Source organism: Ligilactobacillus sp. (genome assembly GCF_036846325.1).
In the GTDB taxonomy this organism is placed as follows: Bacteria; Bacillota; Bacilli; order Lactobacillales; family Lactobacillaceae; genus Ligilactobacillus.
In genome coordinates, this window is sequence record NZ_DAIUCE010000009.1 from 1 (window position 1) to 17553 (window position 17553).

General features: G+C 48.4%; 22 protein-coding genes. All 22 read left to right on the plus strand.

Going from position 1 to position 17553, the window contains the following annotated elements; translation table 11 throughout:
• The first annotated feature begins 173 nt into the window (after nucleotides 1-173).
• The 22 genes from flgB to V7Z60_RS01950 all read left to right on the plus strand — a co-directional run bounded on the left by flgB (nucleotide 174) and on the right by V7Z60_RS01950 (nucleotide 17542).
• A complete protein-coding gene (gene flgB, locus V7Z60_RS01845) occupies nucleotides 174-539 on the plus strand; it encodes a flagellar basal body rod protein FlgB (RefSeq protein WP_334115843.1) in 366 nt (121 codons plus the stop codon).
• 12 nt (nucleotides 540-551) lie between these two features.
• Nucleotides 552-971, plus strand: coding sequence for a flagellar basal body rod protein FlgC (gene flgC, locus V7Z60_RS01850; RefSeq protein WP_334115844.1), 420 nt, complete (start codon nucleotides 552-554; stop codon nucleotides 969-971).
• A gap of 15 nt (nucleotides 972-986) precedes the next feature.
• The gene (fliE, locus tag V7Z60_RS01855; protein ID WP_334115845.1) at nucleotides 987-1301 is read left to right on the plus strand and encodes a flagellar hook-basal body complex protein FliE; all 315 of its coding nucleotides are present in this window, start codon (nucleotides 987-989) and stop codon (nucleotides 1299-1301) included.
• Nucleotides 1302-1325: 24 nt separating this feature from the next.
• Nucleotides 1326-2948: a flagellar basal-body MS-ring/collar protein FliF gene (fliF, locus tag V7Z60_RS01860; protein ID WP_334115846.1), complete on the plus strand. Its 1623-nt coding sequence runs from the start codon at nucleotides 1326-1328 to the stop codon at nucleotides 2946-2948.
• A 19-nt stretch (nucleotides 2949-2967) separates the two neighbouring features.
• The gene (gene fliG, locus V7Z60_RS01865) at nucleotides 2968-3972 is read left to right on the plus strand and encodes a flagellar motor switch protein FliG (RefSeq protein WP_334115847.1); all 1005 of its coding nucleotides are present in this window, start codon (nucleotides 2968-2970) and stop codon (nucleotides 3970-3972) included.
• Complete coding sequence (locus V7Z60_RS01870; protein WP_334115848.1) at nucleotides 3956-4714, plus strand: FliH/SctL family protein; 759 nt, start codon at nucleotides 3956-3958, stop codon at nucleotides 4712-4714. The genes fliG and V7Z60_RS01870 overlap by 17 nt, the downstream gene beginning before the upstream one ends.
• Entirely contained in the window at nucleotides 4701-6056 is a 1356-nt protein-coding gene (fliI, locus tag V7Z60_RS01875; RefSeq protein ID WP_442918884.1) for a flagellar protein export ATPase FliI, read from the plus strand. The genes V7Z60_RS01870 and fliI overlap by 14 nt, the downstream gene beginning before the upstream one ends.
• Before the next feature lie 27 nt (nucleotides 6057-6083).
• Nucleotides 6084-6509, plus strand: coding sequence for a flagellar export protein FliJ (gene fliJ, locus V7Z60_RS01880; RefSeq protein ID WP_334115850.1), 426 nt, complete (start codon nucleotides 6084-6086; stop codon nucleotides 6507-6509).
• Nucleotides 6510-6538: 29 nt separating this feature from the next.
• Nucleotides 6539-7942: a flagellar hook-length control protein FliK gene (locus V7Z60_RS01885; RefSeq protein WP_334115851.1), complete on the plus strand. Its 1404-nt coding sequence runs from the start codon at nucleotides 6539-6541 to the stop codon at nucleotides 7940-7942.
• Between the two features lie 14 nt (nucleotides 7943-7956).
• A complete protein-coding gene (locus tag V7Z60_RS01890; protein ID WP_334115852.1) occupies nucleotides 7957-8430 on the plus strand; it encodes a flagellar hook capping FlgD N-terminal domain-containing protein in 474 nt (157 codons plus the stop codon).
• A gap of 3 nt (nucleotides 8431-8433) precedes the next feature.
• A complete protein-coding gene (locus V7Z60_RS01895) occupies nucleotides 8434-8784 on the plus strand; it encodes a flagellar protein (RefSeq protein WP_334115853.1) in 351 nt (116 codons plus the stop codon).
• 78 nt (nucleotides 8785-8862) lie between these two features.
• Nucleotides 8863-9768 (plus strand): flagellar hook-basal body complex protein, encoded by a 906-nt coding sequence (locus V7Z60_RS01900; RefSeq protein WP_334115854.1) that lies wholly within the window; start codon nucleotides 8863-8865, stop codon nucleotides 9766-9768.
• A 29-nt stretch (nucleotides 9769-9797) separates the two neighbouring features.
• Nucleotides 9798-10055 carry a flagellar FlbD family protein gene (locus V7Z60_RS01905; RefSeq protein ID WP_334115855.1) on the plus strand — a complete coding sequence of 86 codons (258 nt, stop codon included), beginning with the start codon at nucleotides 9798-9800 and terminating at the stop codon, nucleotides 10053-10055.
• Nucleotides 10048-10590, plus strand: a complete 543-nt coding sequence (locus V7Z60_RS01910; protein WP_334115856.1) for a flagellar basal body-associated FliL family protein — start codon at nucleotides 10048-10050, stop codon at nucleotides 10588-10590. The genes V7Z60_RS01905 and V7Z60_RS01910 overlap by 8 nt, the downstream gene beginning before the upstream one ends.
• Nucleotides 10591-10707: 117 nt before the next feature.
• Nucleotides 10708-11052 (plus strand): flagellar biosynthetic protein FliO, encoded by a 345-nt coding sequence (locus V7Z60_RS01915; protein ID WP_334115857.1) that lies wholly within the window; start codon nucleotides 10708-10710, stop codon nucleotides 11050-11052.
• On the plus strand, nucleotides 11052-11858 hold the full coding sequence (fliP, locus tag V7Z60_RS01920; protein WP_334115858.1) for a flagellar type III secretion system pore protein FliP: 807 nt from the start codon (nucleotides 11052-11054) through the stop codon (nucleotides 11856-11858). The genes V7Z60_RS01915 and fliP overlap by 1 nt, the downstream gene beginning before the upstream one ends.
• Nucleotides 11859-11870: 12 nt before the next feature.
• The gene (gene fliQ / locus V7Z60_RS01925; RefSeq protein WP_334115859.1) at nucleotides 11871-12134 is read left to right on the plus strand and encodes a flagellar biosynthesis protein FliQ; all 264 of its coding nucleotides are present in this window, start codon (nucleotides 11871-11873) and stop codon (nucleotides 12132-12134) included.
• Nucleotides 12135-12144: 10 nt separating this feature from the next.
• The gene (locus V7Z60_RS01930) at nucleotides 12145-12903 is read left to right on the plus strand and encodes a flagellar biosynthetic protein FliR (RefSeq protein ID WP_334115860.1); all 759 of its coding nucleotides are present in this window, start codon (nucleotides 12145-12147) and stop codon (nucleotides 12901-12903) included.
• A gap of 21 nt (nucleotides 12904-12924) precedes the next feature.
• Nucleotides 12925-13992, plus strand: a complete 1068-nt coding sequence (flhB, locus tag V7Z60_RS01935) for a flagellar biosynthesis protein FlhB (protein WP_334115861.1) — start codon at nucleotides 12925-12927, stop codon at nucleotides 13990-13992.
• An 18-nt stretch (nucleotides 13993-14010) separates the two neighbouring features.
• Nucleotides 14011-16089, plus strand: a complete 2079-nt coding sequence (gene flhA / locus V7Z60_RS01940) for a flagellar biosynthesis protein FlhA (protein ID WP_334115862.1) — start codon at nucleotides 14011-14013, stop codon at nucleotides 16087-16089.
• 38 nt (nucleotides 16090-16127) lie between these two features.
• Entirely contained in the window at nucleotides 16128-16841 is a 714-nt protein-coding gene (locus V7Z60_RS01945; protein ID WP_334115863.1) for a sigma-70 family RNA polymerase sigma factor, read from the plus strand.
• Nucleotides 16838-17542: a flagellar hook-basal body protein gene (locus tag V7Z60_RS01950; RefSeq protein ID WP_334115864.1), complete on the plus strand. Its 705-nt coding sequence runs from the start codon at nucleotides 16838-16840 to the stop codon at nucleotides 17540-17542. The genes V7Z60_RS01945 and V7Z60_RS01950 overlap by 4 nt, the downstream gene beginning before the upstream one ends.
• The last annotated feature ends 11 nt before the right edge of the window (nucleotides 17543-17553 follow it).

Sequence of the window (17553 nt, forward strand, 5' to 3'; positions counted from 1 at the left end):
AGGTAATATTTCAATCAATATGCGAACGAATTTATAATCGCTATGTCATAATCTAACTATAAAGTAAGGAAACAGTCAGTTAAGCAGTTAGTTGTAATTGGATAAGCGAGATGTAGTCAACGTCGGGCAACTGATTGGCTTTTTTTCATATTCTGATTGAGGAGGGGATTGAAATGGATACATACAATTTGTTAAAGACGGCAATGGACGTATCGCAGACGCGTTCAGAGCTCATTTCAAACAATATCGCAAATGTCAATACGCCTAATTACAAGGCAAAACGCGTCGTTTTCGAAAGTCAGCTGAGTCAGGCAATGGATGGCCTGAACCTGACGGAAACTCATAAGAATCACATGCAGACCGGAGGAACAAGCGGTCCTTACATCACATCTCGCAATACTGGATTTCAAAAGAACGGGAATAATGTTGACATTGACACCGAAATGGTGAACCAGGCACAGAACAGTCTGTATTACAGCGCGCTTACTTCTCAACTGAACGGACGCTATAAAATGATGAATTACGTGATTAATCACTGAGAGGGATAGACTATGAGTATTTTTAACGGACTTCAGATCAACGCAAGCGGTCTTTCGCTTGAGAGAATGAAACTTGACGTTGCATCAACGAACATTGCAAACGTCAATACAACCAGGACTGCCGAGGGCGGTCCCTACAAGAAGAAGACGGTTGAGTTCTCCGAAAACCTGCGTCAGGCTCAGGAAACGAGCGGAATTACAAGTGCGGGTGTCAAGGTGACGAACATTGCCGAAGACAATACGACCAAGCTGACCTATGATCCGACGAATCCCGATGCTGATGCGAACGGATACGTTGAGATGCCAAACGTCAACATGGCGGATGAAATGGTCGACATGATCCAGGCAATGCGCACTTACGAAGCAAACGTTTCGTCAACCGAGGCAAACAAGAGCATTTTGAAGAAGGCACTCGAGATTTCAAAGGACTAATTTAGGAGATAAGCTATGAATTCAATTTCAGGATTAGAGAACTATCAGAACCAGCTGGCGAAGATTACGGGACTGTCTGATGGACAGAATCAGGCATCAAAAACCGATGCAAAGTCCTTCGGGTCGGTTCTCGAAAAAGCCATTGCAGGTTTGAACAGTAACATGAATACAATGGATCAGGGAACAAACGGAGTGATTTCAGGGACTGAAAGCGACCTGGGAAAGGTCATGATCAACATGACTGAGGCCCAGCTGTCATTGGAAACCGCAGTCCAGGTGCGCAACAAGGTGATTGATGCGTACAACGACATCAAGAACATGCAGTTTTAGTTAGTAGCAGGGGGTTAAAGTCAAGTGGATAAAGTAAAGGACGCTTTAGAAGCCTTGAAGGCAAAATGGAGTGAGTTGAGCCGCCTTGTCAAGATTGCCATCGTTCTTGGGGTCATCAGTCTCTTTGCGATAATCGGCACAGTTTACTATATGAACACGCGCGTTGAATACAGCGTGCTGTTTTCAAATCTGAGCGAAGCAGACGCCGGGACGATTTCCCAGGATCTTGATTCGCAAAACATCAAGTACAAGCTGGCTGATGACGGCAAGACGATTTTGGTCGACAAGACGAAGGTCGACCAGTACCGGATTGACCTGGCCGTCGACAACAAGCTTCCGAGCAGTTCAAAGGGGTTTGAGCTGTTCGATTCGGCAAACATGATGACGACTGATGAAGACCGCAAGATCATGTATCAGAGAGCTTTGACAGGAGAACTGGAAAACTCGATTGCAGCCCTGGACGATGTTGACAAGGCCAAGGTCAACCTGACGATTCCAAAGTCCGACAACGTGTTTGACAATTCGACTTCAAAAAAAGCCAAGGCATCGATTGTATTGACGCTGAAAGGGACATCGATTTCAAAGGATGCGGTTCAGGGGATCGTTGCCCTGACGACCGGTGCGGTTCAGGGACTTGATAAAAAGAATGTCAAGGTCGTTGACCAGACAGGCAGGATCTTGAATAAAAATGAAGAAGACGATTCTTCGGACAGTTCCAGTGCAACGAGCAAGTACATGAAGCTCAAGAGCCGGTACGAAAAGCAGATGGAAAAGAAAATCACCAACTTGATTGAACCGGTTGTAGGCAAGGGCAAGGTCAAGGCCTCTGTAAACGTTGATCTGAATTTTGATGCAGTCGAAAAGAAGACAACCAACTACAGCAATCCTCAAGTCAGAAGCGAAAACGTTCAGGCAAGCGGCAAGCAGGCCGAAATCAAGCAGGCGCAGACAGGGCAGGTAAACGACAACGTTGACAATGTCACGGGCGATGCAAACAATGACAATGCTTCCTACAGCAGGACGGTCAACAACGAGCTGAACACTGAAACGACGAAGATCATCAATGCACCGGGGTCAATCAACCGCATGACGAGTTCCGTCGTCATCAACGGCGACCTGTCGGCAGGTGATGCCAGGAACATCCGCAAGCTGATTCAGGGAGCACTTGGCTATGACAAGCAGCGCGGAGATACCGTTTCCGTTCAGGCAGTCAACTTTGCAAGAGCGAAGGCGAAGAAGAAGAAGGCTGCAAAGAAGCCGGCCAAGAAGACGAACTGGGTATTGATCGGAGCATTGATTGCAGCAGGTGTGCTTACGCTCGGAACAATCATCTTCCTCATCATTCGTCGTCGCCGTCGTCTGGCTGAAGAGGAAGAAGAATACTATGACGATGATTATGACGTTGACGTAACTGGTGATGAAGGTGAAGAAGAAGGAGAAGAGGAGGCAGAAGAAGCTGCCGACGAACTCGATCCTGAAATTCTGGCAGAACAGGAACGTCAGAAGAAAGAAGACGAAACCAAGCGTAAACTTGCCGTTTCAACTGAACAGAAGGCAAAGGATTATGCTACGAAGCATCCTGATGTCGTTGCTGACTTGATTTCAGCATGGGTCAAGGAAGACGGAAACAACAAGAATAAGAAGTAGATTGGGGTGTTTTGAGTAAATGGCAGAATTAAGCGGAATAAAAAGGGCAGCGATTCTGATGATTGCACTTGGTTCGGAAACTTCTTCAAAGATCATGAAGCAGCTTCCCGAATCGATGATTCAGCAGGTCAGCTACGAAATTGCGAACACCGACTATGTTTCTCCCGAAGAACGTGACTCGGTGATGAACGAGTTCGTCAATACTGCCCAGGCACGTCAATATGTGCTTGACGGTGGGATTGAATATGCCAGGAATCTTCTTAATCAGGCACTGGGACCGCAAAAGGCGAAGGAAGTCATTGATATTTTGAATCAGATTCAGCTGCGCGAGCGACCGTTTGACATTGCCCGCAAGGCTGATGAAAAGCAGCTTCTCAATCTTTTACTTGAAGAACAGCCGCAGACCATTGCGCTGATTATGTGCTACCTTCAGCCTGACAAGGCTGCAAGCGTTCTGGCGGAACTGCCGACAGAGCTTCAGGCGGAAGTTGCCGAGCGGATCGGTTCGATTTCGTCAACTTCCCCATGGGTCATCAAGGCGATTGAACAGGTGATGAAAAGCAAGTTCACGAGCTTCGACGAATCTGAAACGGAAAAGGTCGGCGGCGTCAACACGTTGGTCAACATTCTCAACTCTGCAAGTCGCAGCACGGAAAAGAACATCATCGACGATCTGGAAAAACGTCAGCCGGAACTCGGCGCAGAAGTCAAGGCCAACCTCTTCACGTTCGACGACATCATCACGCTGGAAGGCCGCGACGTGCAGAAGGTTCTGCGCGATGTGCCTAACGACGTCCTGGAACTTGCACTCAAGGGTTCTGCAGAAGAGATCAGGGAGTTCATTTTCAAGAACCTGTCGACTCGTGCAGCAGACAACATCAGAGAAGATCTCGAGTACATGGGACCGGTTCGTCTGTCGTCCGTCGAAGAAGCACAGCAGAAAGTCGTTGCAGTTATCCGTCGCTTAGACGATGCAGGAGAGATTTACATCGGAAGAGGCGAGCAAGATGCAGTGGTCAAGTAAAAGAGGCAGCATAGTCAAACTGTCGTCTGTAACCAGGGGAGACGAAAAGGAAATCGTCACGAAGGTCGTTGAGAAAAAAGAACCTGAGGACAGTTTGCCAAACGAAGAGCAGCTCCTGATCAGCCGGACGGAAAGAAAACTTGCCAAGGAGCGCGAGGAGCATCGCAGAAAGCTTGATCAGATGGAACGTGAAACCATCGAAAAGGCAAATGCAGAGGCTGAGCAGATTAAGGAAGATGCAAGAAAACAGGGCTATGATGATGGTCAGCAGTCAGGCTATCAGGATGGTTATCAGGCAGGATTGAACATTGCACAGAAGGTCATCGAACAGGAAAAGAACAATTTGAATCAGGCAAATGCTGACTGTCAGAAGTTTGCCAGGGAAAAAGAAGAAGACTTGCGAGAATTTGCAATCAGGCTGACTGAGATTCTGATCAAAAAACAGCTTGATGTCGATGCTTCGACAATCACCAGTATTCTGGCTCCCGTCTTCATGGAGCTGGAAAAGCCGGATGAAATGATTATCGTCAGAGCAAATTCCCGCTACAGGCAGCCGTTGATCGATCGTCTGGACAAGATGCACAAGGAGGTTCCGAACCTGCGTTATTCGGTGCTGGAAGATGAAAGTCTTGAGCCGTATACTGTGAAGATTGAGTCAAGTGAATCGTTCATCACGGTTGACATCAAGAAAGATTTGGAAAAGTTCTTAAAGAGCCTGGATGAGGAGAATGATCATGATTGATTTGAGTTTTCCGGCCGAAGATTACTTATATCAAGCCGAACATCACAAATTTTATACGACCTACGGCAAAGTCAGCGAAGTCGTCGGCCTGGTCATCAAGGCTGAGGGACTCAGCGTGTTCGTCGGTGAAATCTGCGAAGTGGCCGTCAAGGGTTCTGACAAGGTCGCCTTGGCAGAGGTGGTCGGATTCGTCAAGGAAACGGTGCTTCTGATGCCTTTGGACGAACTTGAGGGAATCGGACCGGGGTGTGTCGTCAAGCCGACAGGCAAGACGCTTCAGGTCAAGGTCGGCCCGCAGCTTCTGGGGCATACGCTTGACGGCCTGGGCAGACCGTTTGACGATTCTGACATCGATGTCGACAAGCTGGTCGATTATCCCGTTATTCAGGATTCGCCGGATCCCTTCAGAAGAAAGCGGATCTCAAACGTCATGCCGACTGGGGTCAGAACGATCGACGGACTTTTGACCGTCGGCGAAGGTCAGCGTATGGGCATCTTTGCCGGCTCAGGCGTCGGCAAGAGTACCCTGCTCGGGATGATTGCGAGATATTGTCAGGCAGACGTGATTGTGATCGGACTGATTGGCGAACGTGGTCGCGAAGTGATGGAATTCGTCGAAAAGGATCTCGGAAAGAAAGGCTACGCCAAGTCGGTCGTGGTCTGCGCAACATCCGATACGCCGCCGCTCGTCAGACTGAAGGGTGCGCATACGGCAACCGCGATTGCTGAATATTTCAGGGATCAAGGCAAGAAAGTCGTCTTGATGATGGATTCCGTGACCCGCTTTGCGATGGCGCAGCGCGAAATCGGACTGTCAACCGGTGAGCCGCCGACAACAAAGGGCTATACGCCGTCGGTGTTTGCGGAACTGCCAAAGCTTCTGGAACGAAGCGGAATGTCTGAGAAGGGTTCAATCACTGCATTCTACACGGTGCTTGTCGAAGGTGACGACATGAACGAGCCGATTGCCGATGCTGTCCGCGGTATCTTAGACGGACACATCGTTCTTTCAAGAAAGATCGCCTCGCAGAACCACTATCCGGCAATCGACGTCCAGGTCAGCCTGAGTCGTCTGATGAAGGAGCTCGTTTCGGAAGAACATACGAAAGATGCCGGTGAATTGCGTGAAAACATGGGTGTTTACAACGATTCAAAGGATCTGATCGATATCGGGGCCTACAAGAAGGGGTCAAATGCAGTGATTGATTACGCAGTTTCGCTGCATGTGCCGATTGAAGATTTTCTGAAGCAGCGCGTTGAGGAATATTCGAGTTTTGAGGAAACGGAAAGCAGACTGCACGGGTTGTTTGAAGAAGTGCCGAGCGGTCAATGGTCCGGCTGATAAGCCGGAGGAAAGGGGCTTTTTTAGATGAAGAAATTTCAATTTTCCTTACAGAAGGTTTTGGAGTATCGCATGACACTGGAGGATCAGGCAAAGGCCAGATTTGCAAACGTTCAGAGGATGATCAATCAGACCGAACAGGAAATCGTTGATCTCGGACATGAAAAGCGTGACATGATGGACGTTCGTGAATATAATCTTGGCAGACTGCAGGTGCAGAGAAGATATCTGGCTGAGCTTGATAACGAAATAATGGCGGCTCAGAGCCGGTTGAGAGATCTTCATACCGAACATCAGAAGGCTTTGAGCGAATATGTCGAAGCACAGAAGGAACGCAAGGTTCTGGAAAAGCTGCGTGATAAGCAGAAGGAAGACTATCAGCTTGAAGCAAGTCACGAGGAGCAAAAGCAGCTTGATGAGATGGCAAATCGTCCCAAGTATAAGATGGCGTAGAAGCTGCAAATTTGAAAGGAGGTGAAGGAATGGAAAAGGTGATGCCAAATGTCAGTTCAGCTGCTGTCGAGTCCGTTTCCGGTTCTTCGCAGAAGACGGTCAAGGCAGGTGACAGGGATGCGTTCAGCAAGCTTGTCAGCAGGAGCAGATCGAAGACACAGACAAAGGTCAGCCGGAAGAACGACGGTCAGAAAAACGGTGTAAAGGATGACGGCAAAGAGGTTTCCGATAATTCCAGGCAGGATTCTGACGATAAGGACGTTGCAGTCAAGGATCAGCAGTCTGATGAAAAACAGACGGGAAAAGACCAGGCGCAGGATGAAAAACAGACTGCAGCTGTTCAGGTTGCGGTTCAGCCGGTTAAGACGCAGGTTGACAAGGCAGTCGCTGAAACTGATGTGAAGTCTTCAGCGACTGAAAACGAAACGCCTGATGCAACGACGGTTTCCGAAGTCCTGGAATCAGATTCCGACCAGAAGCCAGCAGCAATTCAGCAGACGGTCACGAATGATGTCCAGACTGAGGAAGTCCAGACGCAGCCTGTGGAAGATGCAGACGTAAAGGTGCAGGCATCAGCTGCAACGGATCAGGACAGGCAGACTCCTGAAGTTCAGACAGATGTTCAGGCAAAGGCTGACGTTCAGCCGGCTCAGGAACAGACGCAGGTGGTACAGACCACAAGTATCGAGCAGACTCAGCAGGCAGGACAGAATCAGGTTCAGCAGACAGAAAATCAGCAGCAACAGGCTCAGGCAACCGTCAAAGTCGAGGAAGTCGTCACGGTTCAAAACGTTGAAGCCCAGGCAGGCGACGCAAAGGTCGATTTAAACGAGCTTGCGACGCTGAACAATCAGGCCCAGGCGCTTCAAACAGCTCCGGCTGATACGAAGGCTGCATTTTCAGCCAAGATGAACGTTGCAACGACGCGGGCAGCTGAAAAACTCGCCCAGCCGATTGTTGAGAAAGTTTCAACGTCGGTCGGTCAAAACGGCGGACTCAAGACGATTACGCTGCAGCTGACGCCGGCAAAGCTCGGCAACGTGCGCGTCGTGATGCACGTTTCCGAGCAGGGAATTTCGCTCAAGTTCAATGTTCAGACCGATCAGGCAAAGCAGCTGCTGCAGTCGGTCACCGGCAAGCTTGAGCAGATTTTGAAGAATGCAGAGGCCAACTCGACGCAGCGCGCAACGCAAAGCTTCAATCTTCAAAAGGCGGAGCAGCCTGAAACCGTGACGAAGACTCCGCAATTCGAGCAGGACACGGGCAGTCTGCTGAATTCGAATCAAAACGGTGCTCAGCAGTTCAACCAAAACGGCATGCGTCAGATGAGAACGGTCAGCGGTTATCGCAAGGCGCCGGTTCTTGAGTCCGGTCAGGAAGATGAGGACAAGAAGGAACAGGTGCCGACGAGCACAATCAGTATTCTGGCATAGGAAAGGAGAAGCAGATGACAGAAGTAGTTAACAATTCGGCAATCAGTCAGGCCCTGAGAACGGCAGACGTTTCCAAGGCGGTTGCCGGTGCGGCTAATTCCCAGACGTTGAAGAACATCGGGAACAACAACTCAACGATCAAGATTGACGACTTCCTTAAGATCATTTCGACTGCGATGAGCAATCCTTCGCTTTCCGGCGATTCATCATCGTCAGGTTCAAGCGGGACCGACTACATTTCGCAGATGGCTCAGTTTTCAACGATGGAAACTTTAAATGAGCTGAACAAGACCGTGACGACGGCAATGATGATTTCGCAGCAGCAGCAGGCATTTTCATTGATCGGCAAGACGGTTGACATGGTTGATGACAAGAATCAGCCGTTTACAGGCAAGGTCGAACGCGTTTCGTTCAAGAACGGATTTGCGCAGATTTACGTCAACGGCAAGTATTATGACATGAGTTCTCTCAGCGGGGTTGGTGAATAGAAAATGCGTATTTCTCAAGTCGGCTTGGGAAATCAGAATCACGCAACGGCCCAGGCACAGGAAAAGAGGAATCAGCAGGATTTTGGCAATGAACTTGAAAAAGCGCAGTTGAAAATTTCCAATCACGCTCAAAAGAGAATGAGTGCCAGGAAATTAAATCTTGCAGATGACGATTATGTTCAGATTTCAAGGGCAGTCTCCGAGCTTCAGAAAAAGGGAAGCAGGGAGTCCTTGCTCTTGTACAAGGACATGGGGCTCATCGCAAACGTTCAGAACAGAACAATCATCACGGCGATGGGCATGAACGAAATCGGAACTGTCACGAACATCGACAGTACCAAGTTTATCAAATAGCAGCCGGACCGAAAGGAAGCTGCTGCATCTTTCGAACGACTGAAGAAGATGCAATCATTTAACGGGAGGAATTTTTAAATGTTAAGATCTCTTTACTCAGGCGTTAGCGGCATGAAGGGCTTTCAGACTCAAATGGACGTTATCGCCAACAACGTTTCAAACGTCAACACCCACGGCTTCAAGGCCGGTCGTGTCCTGTTCCAGGACATGGTCAGCCAGAACACGACGTCAGCCACAGCTCCCGGCCTTGGCCTTGGCGGTGTCAACGGCAAGCAGGTCGGACTCGGGATGCAGACGGGTGCCATTGATACGATGACGACACGCGGCAACATGGAATCCACCGGTCAGGACATGGACCTTTACATTCAGGGCGAAGGCTACTTCGTCGTGCGCAAGGAAGCAACGGCCGACTCCGATGCCGTGACATACTATACGCGTGACGGTGCCTTCAAGCGCGACAGCCAGGGCTTGCTTGTCAACGCCAACGGTTATCACGTCAAGGGTCAGCCGACAAGGGGAAACATCCCTGCCGCCTGGGACGATAATTTCAAGAGTGAAGATTATTTCGGCAATCCGAATGCCACGGGATCCAATCTTGCTGACATCAACATTCCGGAAACGGTCAACGGTCAGCGCTTCGAATCAGTCACAATCGACAACTCAGGCCTTGTCGTTGCAAAATACGGCGATACGCGCTATGCGATGGGCAAGATTGAACTTGCCAAGTTCAACAACCCGTCCGGCTTGCAGAAATCAGGCAGCAACAACTTCTCCGTCACGAACAACTCAGGCGATCCCAACTTTGCAACGCCTGGTCTTGGCGGTACAGGTACACTGGAATCAGGCTTCCTTGAAATGTCAAACGTCGATCTGGCCGATCAGTTCTCACAGATGATCATTGCAAGTCGTGCATATCAGGCAAACTCGCGCAGTATTACGACTTCGGATGAAATGCTGCAGGAACTGCTGAACCTGAAGCGTTAATTGTCAATGAATAAAAAGTGAGTGGTAGCGTGATTGAATTAACAGCATGGAGCGGCGAGCAGTTTTATCTCAATCCGGATATGATTGTCAGAATCGACGAACGGCCGGACACGGTGATTACATTGAACGACGGCACACCGATTGTCGTCAGGAACACCGCAAAGGAAGCGGTTGAGAGAATCACGGAATATCGCCGCATGGTTTTCAGCAGATTGTTGGATGTAAATGCAACGGAGGATGACTACAGATCCTCAGAAAACGAGAGAGAGTTGGGTGAAAATGGATAATAAGAAAGAAGCACCGAAGGCAAAGGCAAAGAAGCCTGCGGTAAGTGAAGAAACAGAAGTTAAAAAAGGTCCAAAGTGGGGAATCCTGATTCCTTTGATCGTGATCTTGACGATTTGTGGCAGTGTCGGCGGTACGGTCCTCGCAACGCATTTTCTTACGCCGAAGACGGAACAGGCAAGTTCTTCCGTCAAGCGCAACGCCGGAACGGGCAAGCTTTCCGATGACGAAAAACTGGTCAGCGTGCCGAAGTTCGTCGTCAACCTTGCAACGGACGATCCGACCAATACGCAGTATGCGCGCCTGAAGATTTCGATTCTGGTCGAAAATGACGACAAGGCCGCTGAAGCCAAGAAGAACATGGCTGTTATTCGTGACGCCGTCATCAATGTCATGAAGAAGAAGAAGGCCACGGATATTTTGAGCAATTCCGGCAGCGTAACGGCTTTGAAGAACGAATTAAAGGACGGAATCAACGAAGAGCTCGGCGAAACGCTGGCAATTCAAGTTTACGTAACGGATCTCGTTGTTCAATAAAACTTCTTGAAAAGTTAGATGTAATTCTGTTGATTGGGTTTTAAGCATTATGTAAAATACACTCAATTAATGAATTCTGCGGGGGTATCCGCGTCAGTTAGTTGGAGGTTTTGTTGTATGGACGGGATTTTGGCACTGGTCAAAATGATTGCCGGACTGGTGGTGGTTCTGCTGCTGCTTGTCTTGACGCTGAAGTATCTGAATCGATTCACGAACAGGTCGAATGAGAATTTCCGTGTCGTGAAGAAGATTGCGGTTACGAAATCATCGTCTCTGGCAATCGTGTTGATTATCGATAAGTATTACGTGATGAGTTTTTCGGAACAGGAAAACAAGATCATAAGGGAACTGTCAGAAGAGGAAGCGGAGAAGCTGATTCAGGAAAACAGGCAAAATGAAGAAAGACAGCTCGAAATGGCTGAAAACTTCAGAAAAATTTTCGAGAAAGCTAAGAGGAAGTAATGATGAAGTTCAATAAGAAGAATATCAAAATTGCGGCGCTGGTGCTTTTTGGAATGCTCGCCTGTTTTCTGATTGCGGTCAGGTTGCCTGACCACGTTGCCGCGGTAAGCACGAGCGACGTGACGAATACGGTCAATAAGCTGATCAATGGAAACAATCAGGGCTCATCAAGCAGGATCGTCGATACGTTCGTCATCATGACGCTGCTGTCGGTCATTCCGCTGATCTTGATCATGACGACTTCGTTTACGCGAATCATCGTCGTCCTGTCGTTTGTCAGGTCATCACTCGGGACTCAGCAGAATCCTCCCAATCAGGTTCTGATCGGGCTGGCACTGTTCCTGACGTTGTTTACGATGCGCCCCGTCTACAGCGATATTTATCATAATGCGATTCAGCCATACAATGAAAACAGGATTACTCAGCAGGAAGTGTTCGACAGGTCTGAAAACCGCATGAAGGAATTCATGTACAAGCAGGCCAATAAAAAGGACGTCAAGCTGTTCAAGGATCTGGATCAGAAAAATGAACAAAAGAAGATCAAGTACCGTACATATAAGGACATTCCGTTTACGGTAATGGCACCGGCCTTTATCCTGAGCGAGTTGAAAACCGCATTCAGCATCGGCTTCCTGCTGTTCATACCGTTTATGATCATCGACCTGGTCGTGGCCAGCGTCTTGATGTCGATGGGGATGATCATGCTGTCTCCGGTCATGATTTCGCTTCCGTTCAAGATTCTGCTGTTTGTTCTGGTTGACGGCTGGTATCTTCTGGTCGAGTCACTTGTTCAAAGTTTCAATTAAGGGGGCAGGCAAATGAGTATTGAAGTCGTAACAGATGTGATGCGTGACGCGCTGGTCCGAGTTCTGATCGTCTCTGCACCTGTCATTTTAGTTGCAATGATCGTTGGCCTGATCATCAGCATTTTTCAGGCAACGACGCAGATTCAGGAACAGACGCTGAGTTTTGTTCCAAAGCTGGCAGCAATCTTCATTACGCTGATTTTAGCGGGAAATTTCATGATCAACATTCTGCTCGAATTTACCCGGCATATTTTCAGAATGATCAGCAACTTGTGAGGTGAAAGGCATGAGCATGGTGCAGATCCAGATATTAGGCCTGATTGCATGCCGCGTGTTTTCGTTCATGTCAGTTGCCCCGATTCTTTCTGAAAGGAATTTTCCGAATCTCTGCAAGCTGATTCTTGGCGGCGGATTGATTCTGTCTGCATTTTCGCTTGTTGCAGCCTTTGAAAAGGAAGTTTCACTTGTTGTCTTCATTTTAATGGCAGTCAGGGAAACGGTTTTCGGGCTGGCAATCGGCTATTTGTGCCGGCTGGTTTTCTTCGGGGTCATGATTACGGGTCAGTTCATTGATTTCCAGGACGGTTTCATCATGGCGCAGGCGTACGATCCGACGATGCAGGCATCGACCTCGCAATTCGGCAAGATGTACTACTGGCTTGCAATCATGGTCTTTTTTGCCAGCGGGCTGTACAGGCAGATGATCAGAGGATTGATGACTTCATTTGACATCGTCAGGCTTGGATATCCGACTTTGACGGACGAATCAATCGGAGGAATCGTCAGGCTTTTTACCAAGACGTTTGAGATGGCCTTCAACATGGGGGCTCCGATTCTCATTTCGATTCTTGTGATTGACATCGTGCTTGGAATATTGTCGCGTTCAATTCCGCAGCTGAACGTATTGATGCTGTCGCTTAATGTGAAGACGACAGTCAGTTTCATCATCTGCATGCTGGTTTTGCCGAACATGGTCGATTTTCTTGCAGATAATTTTTCGGATATGATTCAAAATATGGCCGACTTTATCAGATCAATCGCTTAGGAGAGGCAGGTGAGAAGTGATATGGGAGACAAGGATGGAAAAACAGAAAAACCCACTCCGAAGCGGATTCGTGATTCACGGAAACGCGGTGAGGTGGCAAAGAGCCCGGATGTCGTTGCGGCAGTCGCGTTGTTTGCCTTTGCGATGCTATTTGTTCCACTTTGCGAATTTTCCATAAAGCACTTCTCACCTTATTTTGTCAATTATCTTGAGATGCTGGCAAATCCCGATCAGATGATCGGAAGTCTGGGAAAGGTTGCGCTGCAGGCAGTTCTGATGATTTTCATCATGGCTGGTCCGTTCATGCTGATTGCAGTCGTAATCGGTATCGTCGGCAATATCATTCAGGTCGGGCTGCTCTTTACGGCGACTCCGATCAAGCCGGATTTCAAAAAGCTCAATCCTCTGAATGGCCTTAAGCAGATGTTCAGTCTGAGGGCATTGCAGAATCTGGCAAAATCGTTGGTTAAGCTGGTTATCGTCGGATATCTGTGTTACAGAAAGTATGTTGAATCAATTCCGACGCTGACGAGTCTGTCTGAGGTCGGAACAGGCAAGGTTCTGCTGTTCATGCTTAACATCAGCAAGGATCTTGCAATGCAGATCGGCATCCTTCTCGTCGTCATTTCGGTCTTTGACTATGCATTTCAGCGTTACACGCACATGAAGAACCTGAAGATGTCAAAACAGGAAATAAAGGACGAAATGAAGCAGATGGAAGGAGATCCGCAGGTCAAGGCTCAGCGTAAGGCCAAGCACCGCGAGATGATCAGAAACGCAGTCGCACAGGTCAAGGATGCCACGGTTGTCCTGGCAAACCCGACGCACCTGGCAATTGCAATCAAGTATGATGCTGAAGGAGCAGGCGTTCCGCAGGTTCTGGCCAAGGGTGCCGATGACGTGGCGATGAGAATCAAGGAAGAAGCAAGAAAGCAGAACGTGCCGATTATCGAAAACAAACCGCTGGCACGGGCGCTTTATCCCAAGGTCAATGCCGGAGATTTCATTCCGGTCGAATTCTATGAAGCCATTGCAGAAGTTATTGCTCTTGTTTATAAGCTTGAACAGGAAGCCAAGGGAAAGATTTAGTCAGGAGGAAGTAATAAGTTGGACAATAAAGCGAAGGCAAAAAAAGGCGGGCTGACACCTGCTGAAATTGTAATCTCGTTTCTTGTCGTGGGTATCGTCGGATTGATTATCATCCCGCTGCCGACGTCATTGCTTGATATTTTCATTGTTACGAACTTCACGATTGCAATTAACATTTTGCTCATTACGTTGTTTACCAAATCAGTTTTGGAGTTTTCAACGTTTCCGACTGTTTTGCTGATTACGACGATGTTCAAGCTCGGTTTGAACATGTCGTCAACCCGGTCCATTCTGACGACTGGAAACGGCGGGCACGTAATCGAGGCCTTTGCCGATGTCGTGGCCGGTGAAAACTATATCGTCGGAATCATCCTGTTCGTAATCATCATGATTGTGCAGCTGGTCGTTGTGACAAACGGTTCAGGTCGTGTCGCTGAAGTTTCTGCCCGTTTTACGCTGGATGCCATGCCCGGCAAGCAGATGGCGATTGACTCCGATTTGAATTCGGGGGCAATTACCGAAGAACAGGCAAGACAGCGCCGCAAGGATCTGCAGCGTGAGGCTGATTTCTACGGCTCGATGGATGGTGCTTCGAAGTTCGTCAAAGGCGATGCGATTGCCGGCATCATCATCGTGCTTGTCAACCTGATCGGCGGAACCATCATCTTTACGGCAAAGGGTGATTTGTCGGTTACGGATGCTCTCAGCCAGTTCGGGAAGCTTGCGATTGGTGACGGCCTGGTAAGTTCGATTCCATCGCTTCTGATTTCCCTGGCAACCGGTGTCATTGTCACGCGTTCTGAAGACAACAGTACTTTCGGAACGGACATTGCAGACGATGCATTGAGAAATCCGCAGCTTTTCAGAGTTGTCGGAGTCATTCTGCTGATTCTGGCGCTCGTTCCCGGATTTCCCAAGATTCCGTTCATCGCACTGTCACTGGCAATGTTTGCCGCCAACGTTCTGGTCAAGCAGAAGGAAGAACGGAGAATCAAGGAAAGAATCAAGGAAGAACAGACGCTTGCATTGCAGCGCAAGAAGGAAGAACAGGAAGAAGACGACGATGTGGCATCGTTTCAGGTCGAACCTTTGTCGATTGAAATCGGCTATGGCCTGATTCCCTTAGTTGACAGCACGATTGACAACAGTCTGATGAACAGGATTTCCGCCATCAGACGCCAGACGGCCCATGAGCTCGGAATCCTGGTCAGCCCCGTCCGCATTCGCGATAATCTGTATCTGAACGCAAACGACTATTCAATCAAGATTCGCGGCAACGAAGTCGGTCACGGAGACATCTATCCTGATAAATACATGATCATCAGCCAGTCTGATGACGGAACATTTCCGTTTAAGGGAATTCCGACCAAGGAGCCGGCCTTTCAGCTCGATGCGTTGTGGATCGATGAAAAGGATAAGGAAAATGCAGATCTGCAGGGCTTCACGGTGATTGAACCGCTGACGGTCATTGCGACGCATCTTAAGGAAATCATTCATGCGCATGCGCCGGAGCTTCTTGGAAGACAGGAAGTGCAGAAGCTGCTTGAAGGCATCAAGGCCAATAATAATGTCGTGATTGACGAGCTGATTCCAGACATCATGCGTCTGGGTGAAGTCGAAAAGGTTCTGCAGAATCTGCTTGAGGAAAACGTTCCGATCAACGACTTGTCAACGATTCTTGAAACCCTGGCCGATTACGGAACGGTTACGAAGGATACGGAGGTTCTGACCGAATATGTCCGTCAGGGATTAAGACGAACGATTGCCAACAAGTATGCTGATGAAAATGACCGCATCAACGTGGTCACGGTTCATCCGAAGGTTGAAGAGATGGTTTCGCAAAGCATTCAGAAGACCGCAACCGGATCATATCCTGTAATGAAGCCTGATTCGGTCAATAAGATTCTGACTGCAATCGGTGACATTTCGCAGAAGATGGCGGCACAGAACACAACCTACGTCATTTTGACGTCGCCGAAGATTCGTTTAGCCTTCAGAAAACTGATTGCATTCAACTTCCCTGACATTGCAGTGCTTTCATTGAATGAGATTCCAAATGAAATTGCAATTGAATCAGTCGGGAACATTGAAATCTGATGCAACGGATTAATCAAGGAAAGGAGATGTGCCGTTTCATGTATGAGGTTGATCGGGAACAGGAAATATTGAAATACTTGCCCTTGGTAGAACGTGTTGCCAACCGCATCTCCATCAAGAATACTGAATATGAATATGATGATCTGTATAACATCGGCGTCATCGGCCTGATTGATGCAATGCAGAAGTTCGATTCGTCAAAGAAGGTTCCGTTTGAAAACTATGCGGCCATCAGAATCCGCGGGGCCATCATCGATGAAGTCAGACGTCATTCAAAGATATCCCGTTACAAGATGGGGAACGTCAACAGTTTCTATAAGGCCAAGCAGGAACTTGAACAGGAATTGAAACGTGAAGTGACCGACAGGGAAATCATGAAGAAGATGGGAATCACCTCATCCCAGCTTGGCGACATTTATGACAGCATTCAGTATCTTTCATCGGTTTCGCTTGAAAGCACGCTTTATTCCAACAACGACGAAACTGTCGTGGTTCAGGACACGCTGAGGGATTCCAGGGCTCCGAGCGGAGAGAAGGAATTAATCAGGCAGGAGAGGAAAAAAGAACTGGTTGAAGCAATCAAGCGTCTCTCGGAACGTGAACAGCTCGTTTTGAGCCTGTATTACGAAGAAGAGGCGACATTAAAGGAAATAGCCGCAATTCTGGATGTTTCGATTGCCCGCGTTTCACAGATTCACGGCCGGGCGATTGCCAAGATCAGAGGCTATATTGAGGAGGAGAATCAGGAATGATCAGATCAATTGATACCTTGAAAAGCAATTTTGAAGTATTGCAGAAGAGGCAGGAGGCAATTTCTGCGAACATAGCCAACGTGAATACAAACGGTTATCAGGAAAAGAAACTGTTCCAGTCGACATTGAAAAACGTTCAGCTGCATAACTTCATGGGCGGACTGAAGAATGAACAGCGCGTCAACGTCGGGAATTTCACGTTTGGAAATCAGATAGACGGTTCATATCTGAACACGCAGTCCGGTTCAATGCATGAAACGGACTTGAAAACGGATTTTGCAATCAACGGAGCAGGCTACTTCACGGTCCGCATGAACAACGGTCAGATCGGTTATACGAGAAACGGCAATTTTACCGAAAATCGTCAGGGACAGCTGGTGACTCAGGAAGGATACACGGTTCTTGGTGCAAACGGACAGGCGATTCAGGCAGATGAAGCCAATCCGGACTTCATGATTGTTTCGTTCAACAATGCATCCGCCCTGCAAAACCAGGGCAATACGATCTATACGAGCAATGCTGCAGGAACGCAGATTCAAGGTGAGGTTGTGCAGGGCATGCTTGAAGGATCGAATACGGATGCGGCTCAGAACATGGTGGATCTGATTCAGACTTCACGTGAATTTGAAGCCAACCAGAAAGTCCTGAGCACTGCAAACCAGACGCTCAACAAAGCTGTAAATGAGCTTGGCAAGATTTAGCGGAGGAATCA